General features: G+C 61.5%; 15 protein-coding genes. 7 read left to right on the forward strand and 8 right to left on the reverse strand.

Annotated features, from left to right (window positions below; genetic code table 11):
* The first annotated feature begins 74 nt into the window (after positions 1 to 74).
* Positions 75 to 743, forward strand: coding sequence for an isoprenoid biosynthesis glyoxalase ElbB (gene elbB / locus HU749_RS28900; RefSeq protein WP_014340799.1), 669 nt, complete (start codon positions 75 to 77; stop codon positions 741 to 743).
* A 126-nt stretch (positions 744 to 869) separates the two neighbouring features.
* Here elbB and HU749_RS28905 read toward each other — a convergent pair whose 3' ends face one another.
* Together HU749_RS28905 and HU749_RS28910 are read right to left on the reverse strand one after the other, a co-directional pair.
* Entirely contained in the window at positions 870 to 1,325 is a 456-nt protein-coding gene (locus HU749_RS28905; RefSeq protein WP_079303032.1) for a YaiI/YqxD family protein, read from the reverse strand.
* A gap of 149 nt (positions 1,326 to 1,474) precedes the next feature.
* Positions 1,475 to 3,373 (reverse strand): cytochrome c/FTR1 family iron permease, encoded by a 1,899-nt coding sequence (locus HU749_RS28910; protein WP_186649340.1) that lies wholly within the window; start codon positions 3,371 to 3,373, stop codon positions 1,475 to 1,477.
* Positions 3,374 to 3,688: 315 nt separating this feature from the next.
* Between HU749_RS28910 and HU749_RS28915 the strand changes: the two genes are divergently transcribed.
* The 4 genes from HU749_RS28915 (at position 3,689) to HU749_RS28930 (ending at position 7,008) form a co-directional block, all read left to right on the forward strand.
* Complete coding sequence (locus tag HU749_RS28915) at positions 3,689 to 5,083, forward strand: COG3014 family protein (protein WP_046065762.1); 1,395 nt, start codon at positions 3,689 to 3,691, stop codon at positions 5,081 to 5,083.
* An 18-nt stretch (positions 5,084 to 5,101) separates the two neighbouring features.
* Positions 5,102 to 5,473: a YcfL family putative periplasmic lipoprotein gene (locus HU749_RS28920; RefSeq protein WP_046065750.1), complete on the forward strand. Its 372-nt coding sequence runs from the start codon at positions 5,102 to 5,104 to the stop codon at positions 5,471 to 5,473.
* A gap of 200 nt (positions 5,474 to 5,673) precedes the next feature.
* Complete coding sequence (lpoB, locus tag HU749_RS28925) at positions 5,674 to 6,261, forward strand: penicillin-binding protein activator LpoB (RefSeq protein WP_003177333.1); 588 nt, start codon at positions 5,674 to 5,676, stop codon at positions 6,259 to 6,261.
* A 3-nt stretch (positions 6,262 to 6,264) separates the two neighbouring features.
* On the forward strand, positions 6,265 to 7,008 hold the full coding sequence (locus HU749_RS28930) for a penicillin-binding protein activator LpoB (RefSeq protein WP_186649342.1): 744 nt from the start codon (positions 6,265 to 6,267) through the stop codon (positions 7,006 to 7,008).
* 243 nt (positions 7,009 to 7,251) lie between these two features.
* On the opposite strand, the gene rhtB is transcribed toward HU749_RS28930, so the two are convergent.
* The 3 genes from rhtB to HU749_RS28945 all read right to left on the reverse strand — a co-directional run bounded on the left by rhtB (position 7,252) and on the right by HU749_RS28945 (position 10,524).
* Positions 7,252 to 7,884, reverse strand: a complete 633-nt coding sequence (rhtB, locus tag HU749_RS28935; RefSeq protein ID WP_046065751.1) for a homoserine/homoserine lactone efflux protein — start codon at positions 7,882 to 7,884, stop codon at positions 7,252 to 7,254.
* A 148-nt stretch (positions 7,885 to 8,032) separates the two neighbouring features.
* Positions 8,033 to 8,614: a mechanosensitive ion channel family protein gene (locus HU749_RS28940; protein WP_079303034.1), complete on the reverse strand. Its 582-nt coding sequence runs from the start codon at positions 8,612 to 8,614 to the stop codon at positions 8,033 to 8,035.
* Complete coding sequence (locus tag HU749_RS28945) at positions 8,614 to 10,524, reverse strand: ATP-binding cassette domain-containing protein (protein ID WP_186649344.1); 1,911 nt, start codon at positions 10,522 to 10,524, stop codon at positions 8,614 to 8,616. The genes HU749_RS28940 and HU749_RS28945 overlap by 1 nt, the downstream gene beginning before the upstream one ends.
* Positions 10,525 to 10,574: 50 nt before the next feature.
* Here HU749_RS28945 and HU749_RS28950 point away from each other — a divergent pair, with 50 nt between their 5' ends.
* Positions 10,575 to 11,039, forward strand: a complete 465-nt coding sequence (locus HU749_RS28950) for a TIGR02444 family protein (RefSeq protein WP_046065753.1) — start codon at positions 10,575 to 10,577, stop codon at positions 11,037 to 11,039.
* Here HU749_RS28950 and HU749_RS28955 read toward each other — a convergent pair.
* On the reverse strand, positions 11,036 to 12,208 hold the full coding sequence (locus tag HU749_RS28955; RefSeq protein WP_095974007.1) for an AlgP family protein: 1,173 nt from the start codon (positions 12,206 to 12,208) through the stop codon (positions 11,036 to 11,038). The genes HU749_RS28950 and HU749_RS28955 overlap by 4 nt on opposite strands.
* 191 nt (positions 12,209 to 12,399) lie before the next feature.
* Here HU749_RS28955 and HU749_RS28960 point away from each other — a divergent pair, with 191 nt between their 5' ends.
* Positions 12,400 to 13,065: an FKBP-type peptidyl-prolyl cis-trans isomerase gene (locus tag HU749_RS28960; RefSeq protein WP_095961899.1), complete on the forward strand. Its 666-nt coding sequence runs from the start codon at positions 12,400 to 12,402 to the stop codon at positions 13,063 to 13,065.
* 59 nt (positions 13,066 to 13,124) lie between these two features.
* Here the strand turns inward: HU749_RS28960 and HU749_RS28965 are convergent, their stop codons facing one another.
* On the reverse strand, positions 13,125 to 13,583 hold the full coding sequence (locus HU749_RS28965) for an Rsd/AlgQ family anti-sigma factor (RefSeq protein ID WP_003206770.1): 459 nt from the start codon (positions 13,581 to 13,583) through the stop codon (positions 13,125 to 13,127).
* Positions 13,584 to 13,757: 174 nt separating this feature from the next.
* Positions 13,758 to 14,300: a disulfide bond formation protein B gene (locus tag HU749_RS28970; RefSeq protein WP_079303038.1), complete on the reverse strand. Its 543-nt coding sequence runs from the start codon at positions 14,298 to 14,300 to the stop codon at positions 13,758 to 13,760.
* Between the last annotated feature and the right edge of the window lie 224 nt (positions 14,301 to 14,524).

Below are 14,524 nucleotides of genomic sequence, written 5' to 3' on the forward strand. Positions count from 1 at the left end.
AGCTGCCCGATCCCCCTATGGCAACGAGTGACAAATTAGTAGACATTTAACGCCATGAATCTGGAGAAAAGCCCATGAGCAAAAAAATTGCAGTGATCCTTTCCGGCTGTGGCGTGTATGACGGCGCCGAGATCCACGAAAGCGTGATCACCTTGCTGCGCCTCGATCAGCGGGGAGCACAGGTCCAGTGCTTCGCCCCCAACATTGCCCAGCTGCATGTGATCAATCACCTGACCGGCGAGGAAATGCCCGAGAGCCGCAACGTGCTGGTGGAATCGGCACGGATCGCCCGCGGCAACGTGAAGGACTTGCGTGAAGCCAGCGCTGAGGATTTCGACGCCCTGATCGTACCCGGTGGTTTTGGCGCGGCGAAAAACCTCTCCAACTTTGCCGTCGAAGGCGCTGGCTGCACGGTCCAGCCAGAGCTCCTGGCACTGACCGAGGCCTTTGCCGAGGCCGGCAAACCGGTCGGGCTGATCTGCATCTCCCCGGCCCTGGCGGCGAAAATCTACGGCCCGGGTGTGGTCTGCACCATCGGCAACGATGTCGACACGGCCGCCGCCGTGACCAAAATGGGGGGTACTCACGAGGACTGCGCCGTCACCGACATCGTCGAAGACCGCGCGCGCAAACTGGTCAGTACCCCGGCCTACATGCTGGCGCAGAACATCAGCGAAGCAGCTGCGGGTATCAACAAGCTGGTGGACCGGGTGTTGGAGCTAACTCACGAGAACGACGCCTGACCCCACCACCACTACCCCTGTGGGAGCGAGCTTGCTCGCGATAGCGGTGTATCAGCCACTCGATGGGCCAACTGAACCGACGCCTTCGCGAGCAAGCCCGCTCCCACGAGGGGATTGAGGCAAGACTCAGGAAATCCGGGCCAGGCGCGTCAGGATCCGATCCAGCGCATTGGCAAACCCCTGCTTGTCCCGCTCGCTGTACGCCGCCGGGCCGCCGCCCATATGGCCCTGTTCGCGCAAATCGGTGAACAGGTTGCGCACCGCCAGCCGATCGCCCATGTTCTGCGCATCGAATTCCTTGCCCCGCGGATCCAGCGCGGCAACGCCTTTCTTCACCAACCTGTCGGCCAAGGGCACGTCGCTGCAGATCACCAGTTCACCCGGTTCGGCGTGCTCCACCAGGTAGTCGTCCGCCGCGTCAGGGCCACTGGGCACCACGATCAGCTTCACACAGGCCAGTCCAGGCTTGATCTGCGGTTGACCGGCCACCAGCACCACCTCGAACCGGCGCTTCAAGGCGAACTTGACCACCAGTTCCTTCGCCGCCTTGGGGCAGGCATCGGCGTCGATCCATACGCGCATTGAATGGTTTCCTCTAGATTAAAAGCATCGCGGGCAAGCCTTGCTCCCACACAAGCCTTGCTCCCACAAGTCTTGCTCCCATAGCCTGTGGGAGAAAAGCTTGTGTGGGAGCAAGGCTTGCCCGCGATTATGAGCGCAGCGAATGCTTTTCAGGAAACCTGGACACGACGCTTATCCGCCACCCAACTGCGCCCATACAGCACCACAATCGCCAGGATCGCCACCACTTGAGCGGCCAGCGAATAGGCATCGGCATGAATGCCCAGCCAGTCGAAGTCGAAGAACGCCACCGGATGGGTGCCGAAAATCCCGGCTTCCTGCAACGCCTTCACGCCATGACCGGCGAATACCACCGACAGCGCGCACAGCAACGCGGCATTGATGCTGAAGAACAGCGCCAGCGGCAGTTTCGCCGAGCCGCGCAGGATCACCCAGGCCAGCCCCACCAGCAACACCAGCGCCGTCGCGCCACCGGCCAGTACCGCGTTGTGCCCGGCGGGCCCCGCTTGCAGCCACAGGGTTTCGTAGAACAGGATCACTTCGAACAGTTCGCGATAGACCGAGAAGAACGCCAGGATCGCAAAACCAAAACGCCCACCGCCGCCCACCAGGCTGCTCTTGATGTAGTCCTGCCAGGCCGCTGCGTGGCGACGGTCGTGCATCCACACACCCAGCCACAGCACCATCACACTGGCGAACAACGCCGTCGCGCCTTCAAGCAGCTCGCGCTGGGCGCCGCTGACGTCGATCACATACGCCGCCAGCCCCCAGGTCGCCAGGCCAGCCAACAGCGCCAGGCCCCAACCGACGTTAACGCTGCGCACCGCCGACTGCTGGCCGGTGTTACGCAGGAACGCCAGGATCGCCGCCAGCACCAGGATCGCTTCCAGCCCTTCGCGAAGCAGAATCAGCAACCCGGAGATGTAGCTCAGCGACCAGCTCAAGCCATCACCGCCCAGCAGGCCGGCTGACTCCTTCAACTTGGCCTTGGCCGCGTCCAGGCGCTGTACCGCCTGTTCCACCGGCAAACCATCCTGCAACGACTGACGATAGGCCATCAGGGCCTTTTCGGTGTCCTTGCGCACGCTGGCGTCGACGTTATCCAGCGAGCTTTCCACCAGCTCGAAACCTTCCAGGTAAGCGGCTACCGACAGATCGTAGGCCTGGTCGTGGTCACCGGCACGGTACGCCGCGATGCTTTTATCCAGGGTGGCCGCCGTGTAGTCGAGCAACTGCGCCGGGCCACGTTGCACCTGCGGCGGCTGGGCACGCTGGGCACGGAATGTCGCCGCCGCTGCGGGGCCTTGCGCGGCGAGGACTTCGGCCGGGGTCTGGCGCGCCAGGTCAGCGAGGTTGAAGACCTGTTCACTTTTGGCGGCGGCCGGGTCGGCGCTGAAACTGGCGATATAGGTCGCCAGGTCCCAGCGTTGACGGTCGTCGAGCTGATCGGCGAAGGCCGGCATGTCGGTGCCTTCAATGCCCATACCGAGGGTGTTGTAGATCGCATAGAGACTCAGGCGATCCAGGCGCTGGGCGTCTCGCAAGTTGGACGGCGGCGGTTCCAGGCCAACACCGGCAGGACCGTCGCCGGCACCGCTGGCACCGTGACACACCGAGCAATTCTGTGCATACAGCGGCGCGCCACGGGTGGGATCAGGGGTGATAACCGGCGCCTGGCTGACTTCATACGCCACCGCCAGCTTGGCCCCCAGTTGCCGCGTCAGACGCGCGACGTCGCCGCCCTCCTGGCGCTGGGTGATCGCACTGCGCAAGGTGCCGATGCCTTGGACCAGCTCAGTCTTTTCCGGCTTGGCCGGTAGCCCGGCGACCAACCCCTCCAGCACCTGGGTAAATTCCAGCTGCTCGCGATATTCCCCGTCGTCGATGACCTTGCCCGCCTCGACCGTTGCCGGATAATCCGCCCCGATGTAATCCAGCAAATGCAGCGCCTGGGGGGCACTCTCGACGGTATCGGCCAGCAGCGACGTGCTGCATAGCGCAAGCAATGGCAGCACAAGCCAGGCCAGGAAACGGAACGGCACAGTCATGAATGACTCTCGGTTGGTAATAAGAAGTAACACATTGTTCACTTCCAATGGCTTTGGCTCAAGGGCCGATGTGTTTCGGGGGCCGATTTTCATCGGATTTTCATGCTTTGGAGGTGATGTCACAAAAAAGGCATTTCGAGATTGAAAAGCCATTACATAGCCAAGCGCCATGTTTATAATCCCGCCGCCTTCTTATTATTAGACGGCATAAAAGCTCCTCTTTTTATGAGGAACCGGCAGCGTCCCGACGCTTGTCCGTGGGATCGCTCCAGCCCGACCCGCACACCCCGGCTGTTACTCAGGGAAGAAATGTTCATGGCATCCCGTGCCGTTTTTTCGGTCGCCCTCGGCGCGATCACCTTGTTGTCCGGCTGCTCGGCCTTTCGCAACTACGACAGCGAATTGGCCCAGACCAACCAGCAGCTGGCTTCCGGCAACGTCGACGGCGCATTGACCCTGCTGGAAAAGAACAACACCAGCCAGGACAAGGACCTGCTGTATTACTTCGAGAAAGGTGAGTTGCTGCGCGCCAAGGGTGACTTGTCTGGCAGCCAGACGGCCTGGACCAGCGCCGATCAGCAGGTTGGTCAGTGGGAAGACGCGGTCAAGCTCGACACGGCCAAGTACCTGGCCCAGTTCGGCAGCTTCCTGGTCAACGATAAAGTCCGCCGCTACGAAGGCTACGATTACGAAAAGGTCATGCTGACCACGCAGATGGCCCTGAACCTGTTGGCAGTGAATGACTTCGACGGGGCGCGGACCCAGATCAAGAAGACCCACGAACGCGAAGCGGTGATCGCCGACCTGCGGGACAAGGAATACCTCAAGCGCGAGGAAGACGCCGAGAAGCAAGGGGTCAAGACCGAATACAAGGATCTCCAGGGTTACCCGGTGGCCAGCCTCGACGCCCCGGAAGTGGTCGGCCTCAAGAACAGTTACCAGAGCGCGTTCAGCCACTACCTGGCCGGCTTCGTCTATGAAGCCCTGGGTGAAAAAGACCTCGCCGCACCGGGTTACCGCAAGGCCGCCGAACTGCGCCCCAACACGCCGCTGCTGGAGCAGGCCCTGCTCAACCTCGACAAGCCTGCCGCCAAAAACGATGACAGCGACATCCTGATCGTGGTGCAGAGTGGCCTGGCACCATCCCGGGATTCGATCCGCATTCCCCTGCCTTTGCCGATCAGCGGCAACCTGGTCATCACGCCATTGTCGTTCCCGCTGATCAAGCCTGATACCTCCACGGCCACTTTCGGCCAGATCGGTGTGGACGGTCGTCAGTTGGACCTGACCCAGCTCAACAGCACCACCGCCATGTCCCGCCGGGCCCTGCGCGACGACATGCCGGGCATCATCCTGCGCACCACCGTGCGCGCCGTCAGCCGTGGCGTGGCGCAAAAGCAGATCAACGAAACCAACCCCCTGGCCGGCCTGGCCGTGGGTCTTACCTCGGCGGTACTCGAAGGAGCCGACACCCGGACCTGGCGCACCCTGCCCGACTACACCCAGGTGGTGCGCCTGCGCCTGAAGAAAGGAGAGCATCAGGTCACCTTGCCAAGCTCGGTGGGCGGCTCGGTGGTCAAGGTCACCGTCGACCAGCGCTACCAGGTCATCACCCTGCGGGCGGTGGGTAACCAAGTGTTCGCCGGTGGCCTGGCTGCCCAGGTGATGCCAAGCGCCAACCCGACCGCCATTGCCCTCAAGCAACCTTAAGAACGGAGTCTTGTTCACATGCGTTTAAAACTGATCGCCGTCGGCGCCCTGGCCTTGCTGGCCGGTTGCGCCACCCCGCCGCCACCGCAGCCGGGCAGCGCCGCCAGCAAGGTCGTGGCGATGGGCAAGACCAAGAACATCGTGGTCGGCGCCATGCGCGTGGCCAGGGAAAACGGCTACATGACCGTCAACGTGCAGCTGAGCAACACCAGCTACAACAACAAGACGATGTATTACCGCTTTGCCTGGCTGGGGCCGGAAGGCTTTCCGATCGCCGAGGAAGAAACCTGGAAAAGCCTGACGCTGTACGGCGAACAGACCAGCTTCCTGCCGGCCATCGCACCGACCCCCAAGGCGGTGGATTTCCGTTTGGAAATCAATACCCCTTGAGCCTGATCCCGGTCGGTCAAGCCAACACCAGACCTGTGGCGAGGGGATTTATCCCCGCTGGGCTGCGCAGCAGCCCTCAAACCGACGGACTCGGTATGTCAGGTAGATTTCATTCAGTTTTTTGGGGCTGCTACGCAGCCCAACGGGGATAAATCCCCTCGCCACAAAAACCCTTTATGCAGCAATTTGAGAGCACCCACATGTTCGTACGCATTTCATCCCTCGCCCTCGCCGCCCTGCTGGTCAGCGGCTGTGCCAACAACTCGCCGGTCCTGGGCAACAAGAACATCAGCTACGGCGACACCAAGGCCGTGGAAACCGTGACCAACGAGTTCGGCTCCACCGACCTGCAAATGATCGCCGAGTCCATGACTCGCTCCCTGGCCCAGTCCGGCATCCTGCAGGGTCGCCCGGTGGTCCAGGTCTATGACGTGAAGAACAAGACCAGCGAATACATCGACACCCGCGAAATCACCACCAGCATCAAGACCCAGCTGATGAAGACCGGGGCTGCCCGTTTTGCCAGCGACAACACCGCCATGGACAGCCAGGTCGACCAGCTCAAGCTGCAGAACCAGAGCGGCCTGTACAAGAAAAGCACCGTGGCCAAGACCGGCAACATGATCGCTGCCAAGTACCGTCTCGAAGGCTCCATCAGCTCGATCGTCAAGCGCAGCAGCGACTACAAGGACGTCTTCTACAAATTCAGCCTGCAATTGATCGACGTCGAAAGCGGTCTGGCCGAGTGGATGGACGAAAAAGAAATCCGCAAGACCACGGAGCGTTAAGCCATGCGCACATGGATAGGCATCATGGCCCTGGCCTGCGCATTTGGCGCGCAGGCGGCCCCGAAAGTCGCAGTCACCGACCTTGCGTACCAGGAGCGGGTGGAGGAGTACATCCACACCGTTTCAGCGCAGAGCAACTTCCAGGCGAACCCTTACAGCGCCAGCGCCTCCTCGAGCTACGACGAGATGGAAGCCACCAGCAGCTACATCGAGCAGGGCGAACTGCGCAAGTTCACCGGCGACATCAAGGGCGAGATCCTGCGCAGCGGGATGTTCCAGCTGACCCAGGGCACGCCCTACACGGCGGCGTCCAAGGGCGACGTCTATGACGTGATCAAGCGCATCAAGGCCGGTAACTTCAAGGGTGCCGACTACGTGCTGTTCGGCACGGTCTCGGACATCGACTTCACCCGCGACATCAACGAGCTGGCCAATACCGACAGCTACTCGGCTGTGTTGGCGTTGACCCTGGTGGCGGACTTCAGCCTGATCAACACCAAGACCTACGAAATCACCTCGGCCTTTACGGCCATGGGCGAAGGCCAGGACACCAAGTTGTTGAACCACCGGGACGCGCGCATCAGCCTCAATCGTCCACGGGTGGTGCGCGAAGTGTCCAAGGCTTTAGGTGAAGACGTGGCGCGGCAACTGAGCGAACAGCTCGGCGGCCCGAGCTACCAACAACCCAGCGAACCGGTACAGCGCAATAACCTGCCTCGGGATACGGCGCCGGTGATTTTGCGTTGAGTCATACCGTCGGGTAGATGTTCAGCTGCTTCTGTGGCGAGTTGGATACTTTTGCTTTTGTAATGAGCTGAGTGCTTTTGCTTTTGTGATGAGCTGGATGCTTTTGCTTTTGTGGCGAGGGAGCTTGCTCCCGCTGGGCTGCGAAGCGGCCCTAAGATCTTGCGGTCGCTGCGCAACCGAGCGGGAGCAAGCTCCCTCGCCACAAAAGCCACCTACAAAAGCTACCTCGCCGCAGGCCGTGCTTTATGCAGCGGCCTTTCTGATCGTCGCGAGCAAACCCGCCGCGCCAATGAACATACCCGCGAAGGCACGGTTCATTCGCCGTTGCTGTTTCGGGGTGCGCAACAGCCGCAGGACTTTGGACGCCAGCCCGGTGTACCCGGCCATGACGATGAGATCGACGACGATCATGGTCACGCCCAGGATCAGGTATTGCTGGATCAACGGCGCATGGGGATTGATGAACTGCGGCAACACCGCCAGCATGAACACCAGCGCCTTGGGGTTGCTGACATTGACCAGAAAGCCGCGAAACACCAGCGCCAAGGGCTTGCCGATGGGCCGCGGGCCCGCATCGTCGGTCATGTCAGCGGGAATGGCTCGCCACTGTTTGACACCCAGGTAGACCAGGTAGGCCACGCCGAACCATTTGATCGCATAGAACGCGGTGGCCGAGGCCGTGAGAATCGCGCCAACCCCGGCGGCGACAATCACGATTTGCAACGCCAGGCCCAATTGCAAGCCCAAGGCGTTCCAGTAACCGCGCCAGAAGCCGTAGCGCAGCCCGCTGGACATCGATGCAATAGCGCCGGCGCCCGGCGAAAGACTGATCACCCAGCACGCAGCGAAAAACGCCAGCCATGTTTCCAGCACCATTGCACTCCCCGGCTCGAATTCGTCTAAACGACTAAGCTAATGCGCCGCCAGGCCGTTGACCACCGTTTTTTTGCACAAGCACATAAGCCGGTATGAACACCGTGGCGAGGGAGCTTGCTCCCGCTGGGCCGCGCAGCGGCCCTTGGCGTTACTCGACGAAACCACCCACCGGAAACGCCTCGCTGCCGCGCCAGCGCCGCACCGAACGCTGGAAGAACAGGCTGTTGGGCACCTGCACCATGGCGCTGCCGGTGCCGAGTTCCTCGGGTTCGATCAGGGTGGTGTACAGCAGGTTGATCGCTACCACGCGTCCCTTGATGCCGGGCTTGTCGGTGGTGTCCACCAACTCGACCACATCACCCAGGCGAAACGGTCCGACGGTGTAGATCAAAACGGCGCAGAGCAGGTTCGACAGCACGCTCCAGATGGCAAAGAACGCCACCGCTGCCACCGCGACGAAACCCGACAATGCCGTCCACAGCACCGTGGCCGAAACGCCCAGGCGTTCGAGCACCACCAGCACGGCGCTGCCCATGATCAGCCAGCGCAGAACGCCCCGCAGGATAATGATCAACTGGGGTGGGAACGGGTAACGCTCACCCAGGCCGGTAAGGGTCCGCGCCACGACACGTTGCGCGACATAACCGGCCAGCAGGATCAGCAGGATTTGCACGCCCAGCCAGATCGGCTCGATCCACATGACGGGTATAGGCAACGCCAACGCTTCCATCAGGACAACGCCTCCAGCTCCGCTTGCAGGTTTTCCAGCAGTTCCAGCGCTTGCATCCACGCCTCCTCGAGTTCCGCTTCCCGAACCTTCAGCTTGGCCTGCTCGGCCAGCAGGTCGCGCAACTCATCCTTGCGCGCTGCCTCGTAGAGACCACTGTCGCCAAGGCTGGTTTCGATCTTTCGCAGTTTTTCATGCAGCTTGCCCAGCTCGGCTTCGAGCTTGTCGGCCTCACGCTTGTGCGGCGCCAGTTGCTGGCGCAATGCGGCGGCGGCCTGGCGCTGGGCTTTCTTGTCGGTCTTGTCCGGGTTGACCGGCGTGCTGCTGACCGGCGCGTTGCGCTGACGGTATTCCACCAGCCAACGGGCGTAGTCTTCCAGGTCGCCGTCGAATTCCTCGACCTTGCCGTCAGCCACCAGGAAGAAATTATCCGTGGTGCTCTTGAGCAAATGCCGATCGTGGGACACCACCAGCACCGCACCGCTGAATTCCTGCAAGGCCATGGTCAGGGCCAGGCGCATCTCCAGGTCCAGGTGGTTGGTCGGTTCGTCGAGCAGCAACAGGTTCGGCCGGCCCCAAGCGATCAACGCCAGCGCCAGGCGCGCCTTTTCGCCACCGGAGAAATTCAACACCGGCTCGTCGATGCGCGCCCCGCGGAAATCGAAACCGCCGAGGAAATCGCGCAGGACCTGCTCACGCTCGGTCGGTGCCAGGCGCTGCAGGTGCAACAGCGGGCTGGCCTTGGAATCCAGGGAGTCGAGCTGATGCTGGGCGAAATAGCCGACGACAGTGTTCTCGCCTCGGGTCAGGCGCCCGGCCAGAGGCTCGAGTTCGCCGGAAAGGTTCTTGATCAGGGTCGACTTGCCGGCACCGTTGGGGCCCAGCAGACCGATCCGCGCACCCGGGGTCAGTTGCAGCTTGACCTTCTCCAGCACGGTCTTGTCGCCGTAGCCCAGGCGCGCGTCGGACAGGTCGATCAACGGGCTGGAAATCTTGGTCGATTCACGGAAAACAAAATCGAACGGCGAATCGACGTGGGCCGCCGACAACTCTTCCATCCGCTCCAGCGCCTTGATCCGGCTCTGAGCCTGGCGGGCCTTGGTGGCCTGGGCCTTGAAGCGGGCGATGTAGCTTTCCATGTGCGCACGTTGCGCCTGTTGCTTCTCGTAGGCCTGCTGTTGCTGGGCCAGGCGTTCGGCACGCGCGCGCTCGAAGGCGCTGTAGCCGCCGCGATACAAGGTGAGCTTGCGCTGATCGACATGGGCCACGTGATCCACCACCGCGTCGAGGAAATCACGGTCGTGGGAAATCAGCAGCAGCGTGCCCGGGTAGCTCTTGAGCCAGTCTTCGAGCCAGATGATGGCGTCGAGGTCCAAGTGGTTGGTCGGCTCATCGAGCAACAGCAGATCCGAAGGACACATCAAGGCCTGGGCCAAGTTCAGGCGCATCCGCCAGCCACCGGAGAAGTCCCCGACCTGGCGATCCATCTGCTCATTGGTAAAGCCCAGGCCGGCGAGCAATTTGCGCGCACGGGCATCGGCGGTGTAGCCATCGGCACTGTCGAGTTCCGCATGCAGGCGGGCCTGTGCGGCACCGTCATGGGCCGCTTCGGCCGCAGCCAGGTCACGTTGCACCTGGCGCAGGCGCAGGTCGCCATCGAGCACGTAGTCCACCGCCAGGCGCTCGAGGGTGTCGACCTCCTGGCGCATGTGGGCGATGCGCCAATCAGCCGGCAACAGGCAATCACCCGAGTCCGGGTGCAGCTCGCCTCGCAGCAAGGCGAACAGGCTCGATTTGCCGGCGCCGTTGGCACCGATGAGGCCGGCTTTGTGGCCGGCGTGCAGGGTCAGCTCGGCGTCTTCTAGCAGACGTTGCGGGCCACGCTGTAAAGTCAGGTTCTGAAGTCGGATCATAATGGCGGCGGAGTCTACCAGCTTCGCTCGCAACTGGCGCGAGTAGCACGATGTCCCCAGACCTGTGGAGCTTTTCCCTCGACCTCTATGCCAAGCCTGGCGTAGAGCCTGCCTGCCTGGCGTCACAAGACGCCGGCGCCAATGTCTGCCTGCTGCTTTGTGGCCTGTGGCTGGCGCAGCGCGGCGTGGCCTGCAATGAACACAGGCTGCAGCAGCTTCGACGATTGGCCGAGCCTTGGGATGCCGAGGTGGTGCGACCACTGCGCACGCTACGCAGCCAATGGAAAACCAGCGCCCTCCAGGACACGGCACTCGATAGCCTGCGCGAGCAGGTCAAGCAACTGGAGTTGGCAGCCGAACGGCAATTGCTGGAGCGCTTGGAAGCGCTGGCCAAGGATTGGCCCGGGGCACAACAGAACGATTCAGCGCAATGGCTGCAAGGGCTGGCGGCGAATGCCGGACCAGCGAGCCGCGACGCGCTGCATCAGCTGCGCGTCGCGGTGTCCGGCACTTAGGAAGCGCTGGTTGGGGTGCTGCTGGTGCTCGGCGCAACGGCGGCGGATGGGCTGGTCGCCGCGGCCGGAGTGCTGGCGGTTGGAGCCGGTGCCGCAGTCGGAGCCGGTGTCGCTGGCTTGGCAGCTGGTGCAGTCGCAGGTTTTGCGGCGGCTGGCTTTTTCACGGCCGGTTTCGCTGCGGGCTTGGCGGCTGGTTTGGCGGCAGCGGGCTTCGCGGCGGCTGGTTTGGCAGCCGTTGGTTTGGCAGCCGTTGGCTTCGCAGCAGCAGGCTTGGCCACAGCCGGTTTGGCAGCGGGTTTAGCCGCCGCTTTGGCGGGGGCTTTGGCAGCCACTGGCTTGGCAGCCGTTTTCGCAGCGGGCTTGGCCGCAGCCGTTTTGGTTGCCGCAGGCTTCGCTGCTGGTTTGGCGGCAGCAGGTTTTGCAGTGGCTTTTACCGTCGCTTTGGCAGCCGGTTTAGCGGCAGCGGTTTTCGTCGCGGCAGGTTTTGCAGCGGCGGTTTTAGCGGCAGGTTTGGCGACAGCTTTTGCCGCAGGTTTAGCGGCTGGTTTAGCAGCAGCTTTTACAGCGGGCTTGGCGGCAGCAGGTTTAGCGGCCGCCGTTTTTGCGGCAGGCTTGGCCGCCGCTTTGACGACTGGTTTTTTTGCCGCAGGTTTTGCAGCACTGGCAGCGACCGGTTTGGCAGCAGGCTTGGCAGCGACTTTGGCCGGAGCTTTTGCCGCTACGGGTTTAGCCGCCGGCTTCTTGGCCGATACAGCGGCAGGCTTGGCAGCACGAAGCGTCAGCGCCTTGCCAGCAGCTTCTTGCACGCGACCGACACCCTGGGCCAGTTTCAGGCTTTCCTGGGCATCACGCTTGAGTTGCAGAATGTAGGTGCGGGTCTCGGACTGACGATCCTTCAAGGCGTCGAGCAGGTCTTCGAGTTCTTTCACGACCTCTTTGGCCTTGGCTTGTGCCTTGGCCTTGCCAGCGGTGGCTGCGTCTTGCAATTTGGTGCGCGACTTGTGCAGTTTTTCCTGCGCTTTGCCGCGTTGCTTTTCCAGTTTGGCGAGCAGTTTTTCAGCATCAGCCAGGGCTTGGGAGCAGGCATTTTCCAGATGTTCGAGCAGGCTGCCCGAGAGTTGTTGGAGCAAGTGCAACGGAGTGTTTACAGGCTTCTTGGTGGCCGACATGGTTTACCTCCTGACTGACGTGAGTGCGGCTCATACTAGACCTCTGCTTCAACCGCCGCTAGGGCATGTTGACAGTACACAAGACGTTGCGTTGCAAGGGACGAAAAATCTTCTGCGCCAGTGCCTTGGCAATCCACCTCTACAGATATCGGCACTGGCATAATTCCTCGATTCGAGGCCGGAGAGCACACATGTCGCGTCACCTGTTTTTATTCCTGTGCCTGGCTTGCTCCACGGTCCAGGCCGCTGAAAAAACCAGCGCAAACGAGGCCCACGATTTGGCGTATAGCCTGGGCGCCAGCCTCGGCGAACGCCTGCGCCAGGACGTGCCGGACCTGCAGATCAAAGCCTTGGTCGAAGGCTTGCAACAGGCCTATCTGGGCAAGCCGCTGGCCCTCAAGGATGAACGCATCGAACAGATCCTCGCCGAGCACCAGGCGCAACTGAACTCGCCATCGACAACGCCGCAGATCGAAGCCGCGTTGAAAACGGAGCAGACATTTCTCAACGAAGAAAAGAACCGGCCCGGTGTCCAGCAACTCGCAGACGGCATCCTGCTGACCGAAATCAAGCCAGGCCACGGCGCGAAGGCCGGTCCTCACGGCAAGGTCCAGGTGCTGTACATCGGTCGCTTGCCGGACGGCACCGTATTCGATTCCAACCGTCAGGCGCAGTGGTTCAACCTCGACAGCGTGATTGACGGCTGGCGCAGTGCATTGCCGCAAATGCCGGTAGGCGCAAAATGGCGGCTGGTGATTCCATCGACCCTGGCCTATGGCGCCGAAGGGGCGGGAGATGTGATCCCGCCGTTCACGCCACTGGTGTTTGAAATCGAGTTGCTGGGCGCGACGACCTGACGCTGGCCCAATAAAAAACGGTGCGCAATGCGCACCGTTTTTTCATGACCGCGAAACCCTCAGGCCTGGACCGCGGCTTCTTCCTTGTGAGCGTTGTGCAGCACTTCGATCAGGCAGTCTTCCAGTTCGAAACGTTCGTGCAGCAAGCCGCCCAGTTCCTTGAATTTTTCCGCTACGCACTTGCCTTCATCGCACAGGTCGTTGAACGCCAGCAGCTTTTCGGTGATGACATCGATGCGTGGGTAGATCTGCTCGGCGAGTTCCAGGCCGCGCTTGTCGTTGAAGGCCTTGGCCTCGCCCGTCAGTTGTTCGTAGATCTCGAAATGACCGGCAGACACATAGTCGACCAGCACACCGCAGAACTCCTGCAGGGGTTTGCGGCTTTCGCTCAGAGCTTCAGGCTTATCGCCGAGGGCATCATAGGCCCGAACCAGTTCGTGACGCTCCTGCAACCAGCGATCGATCAGCAGATGCACCCCACCCCAGCGTTCCTGAGCATTCTGACAACTTTCGAGCATGGTGATTTCTTCCCTTGTGAGTCATGCCACTCGCAGCCTGTGCACGCCTGATGACCAGGGACAAGCCAGACACAACATGATCGAGCGGCACAATTCCAATAACACGTGCGGGCCAGATTATGCCCGCACGACAATGGCTTCAAGGTACGCAGGAGATAAAGTTCATACAAGTGTTTAATCCACGGCCCGGACCATCTGCGACGTATCGCCGCTGAGCGGTCGTACCAGAGCACTCCAGGCAAGGCGCAGTAGCAGATAGGTCATCGCGCTGGACACCGCGAGAAAAAACAACAGGCTCCATTCGGGGATACTCAGGTCGAACAGTGTCCAGGTGATATTCGCGCAATCGATGGCGCCGTCGAGGACACGATGCAACGCGCACCACCACGAATCCATCAGCTTGGGCTGGGCAATACAATCAGGAAACGGCTCGAACGAATGGCTTTGCATCAAGACCTGACGCCATGCCAGGGTCATTCCCCCCGCCGCAAAAACCAACCCTGTCGCACCATAGAAGAGACTGCCTCTTTGGCCTGGACCGTGTACGCATGCCACAAGGCTGTTCGCCAGGAACAGCATCAGGCACAACCGCTGCAAGACACACAGGCTGCAAGGTGTCAGGCCGACCGAATATTCCAGATAAGTGCTGATGCCCAAAGCCAGGGCTGCGGCGATGGAAGCCATGAGAAACAAGAAGCGTGAGCTGGCCAAAGACATGGCGGTTCCGTAACAGAAGAGACAAGCAGTTACGGTAGAGGAAAGCCCTCGGGCCTTTCAAGGCGGGCCAGCGCAGACACTTCACCAGGGATGTAGGGAATTCCCGACAGGCCAAAGAGGATTCAGCGCGATGGGCTGTAGGACTTTACTGAAGCCATGACCAAAGCCCCAAAACCGGAGCTGTATTTCCCCCCTTATTCAAGGACAGCACTTAACTGTGGCGA

It is taken from the genome of Pseudomonas ogarae, from assembly GCF_014268695.2.
GTDB classification, from domain to species: Bacteria; Pseudomonadota; Gammaproteobacteria; order Pseudomonadales; family Pseudomonadaceae; genus Aquipseudomonas; species Aquipseudomonas kilonensis.

Excerpts from the sequence above, each read along its gene's own strand:
- HU749_RS28940 (WP_079303034.1), bottom strand. The coding sequence starts at position 8,614 with ATGGAAGCGTTGGCGTTGCCTATACCCGTCATGTGGATCGAGCCGATC.
- HU749_RS28965 (WP_003206770.1), bottom strand. The coding sequence starts at position 13,583 with ATGCTCGAAAGTTGTCAGAATGCTCAGGAACGCTGGGGTGGGGTGCAT.
- elbB (WP_014340799.1), top strand. The coding sequence starts at position 75 with ATGAGCAAAAAAATTGCAGTGATCCTTTCCGGCTGTGGCGTGTATGAC.
- HU749_RS28945 (WP_186649344.1), bottom strand. The coding sequence starts at position 10,524 with ATGATCCGACTTCAGAACCTGACTTTACAGCGTGGCCCGCAACGTCTG.
- HU749_RS28920 (WP_046065750.1), top strand. The coding sequence starts at position 5,102 with ATGCGTTTAAAACTGATCGCCGTCGGCGCCCTGGCCTTGCTGGCCGGT.
- HU749_RS28950 (WP_046065753.1), top strand. The coding sequence starts at position 10,575 with ATGTCCCCAGACCTGTGGAGCTTTTCCCTCGACCTCTATGCCAAGCCT.
- HU749_RS28955 (WP_095974007.1), bottom strand. The coding sequence starts at position 12,208 with ATGTCGGCCACCAAGAAGCCTGTAAACACTCCGTTGCACTTGCTCCAA.
- HU749_RS28960 (WP_095961899.1), top strand. The coding sequence starts at position 12,400 with ATGTCGCGTCACCTGTTTTTATTCCTGTGCCTGGCTTGCTCCACGGTC.
- HU749_RS28970 (WP_079303038.1), bottom strand. The coding sequence starts at position 14,300 with ATGTCTTTGGCCAGCTCACGCTTCTTGTTTCTCATGGCTTCCATCGCC.
- HU749_RS28910 (WP_186649340.1), bottom strand. The coding sequence starts at position 3,373 with ATGACTGTGCCGTTCCGTTTCCTGGCCTGGCTTGTGCTGCCATTGCTT.
- rhtB (WP_046065751.1), bottom strand. The coding sequence starts at position 7,884 with ATGGTGCTGGAAACATGGCTGGCGTTTTTCGCTGCGTGCTGGGTGATC.
- HU749_RS28905 (WP_079303032.1), bottom strand. The coding sequence starts at position 1,325 with ATGCGCGTATGGATCGACGCCGATGCCTGCCCCAAGGCGGCGAAGGAA.
- HU749_RS28915 (WP_046065762.1), top strand. The coding sequence starts at position 3,689 with ATGGCATCCCGTGCCGTTTTTTCGGTCGCCCTCGGCGCGATCACCTTG.
- lpoB (WP_003177333.1), top strand. The coding sequence starts at position 5,674 with ATGTTCGTACGCATTTCATCCCTCGCCCTCGCCGCCCTGCTGGTCAGC.
- HU749_RS28930 (WP_186649342.1), top strand. The coding sequence starts at position 6,265 with ATGCGCACATGGATAGGCATCATGGCCCTGGCCTGCGCATTTGGCGCG.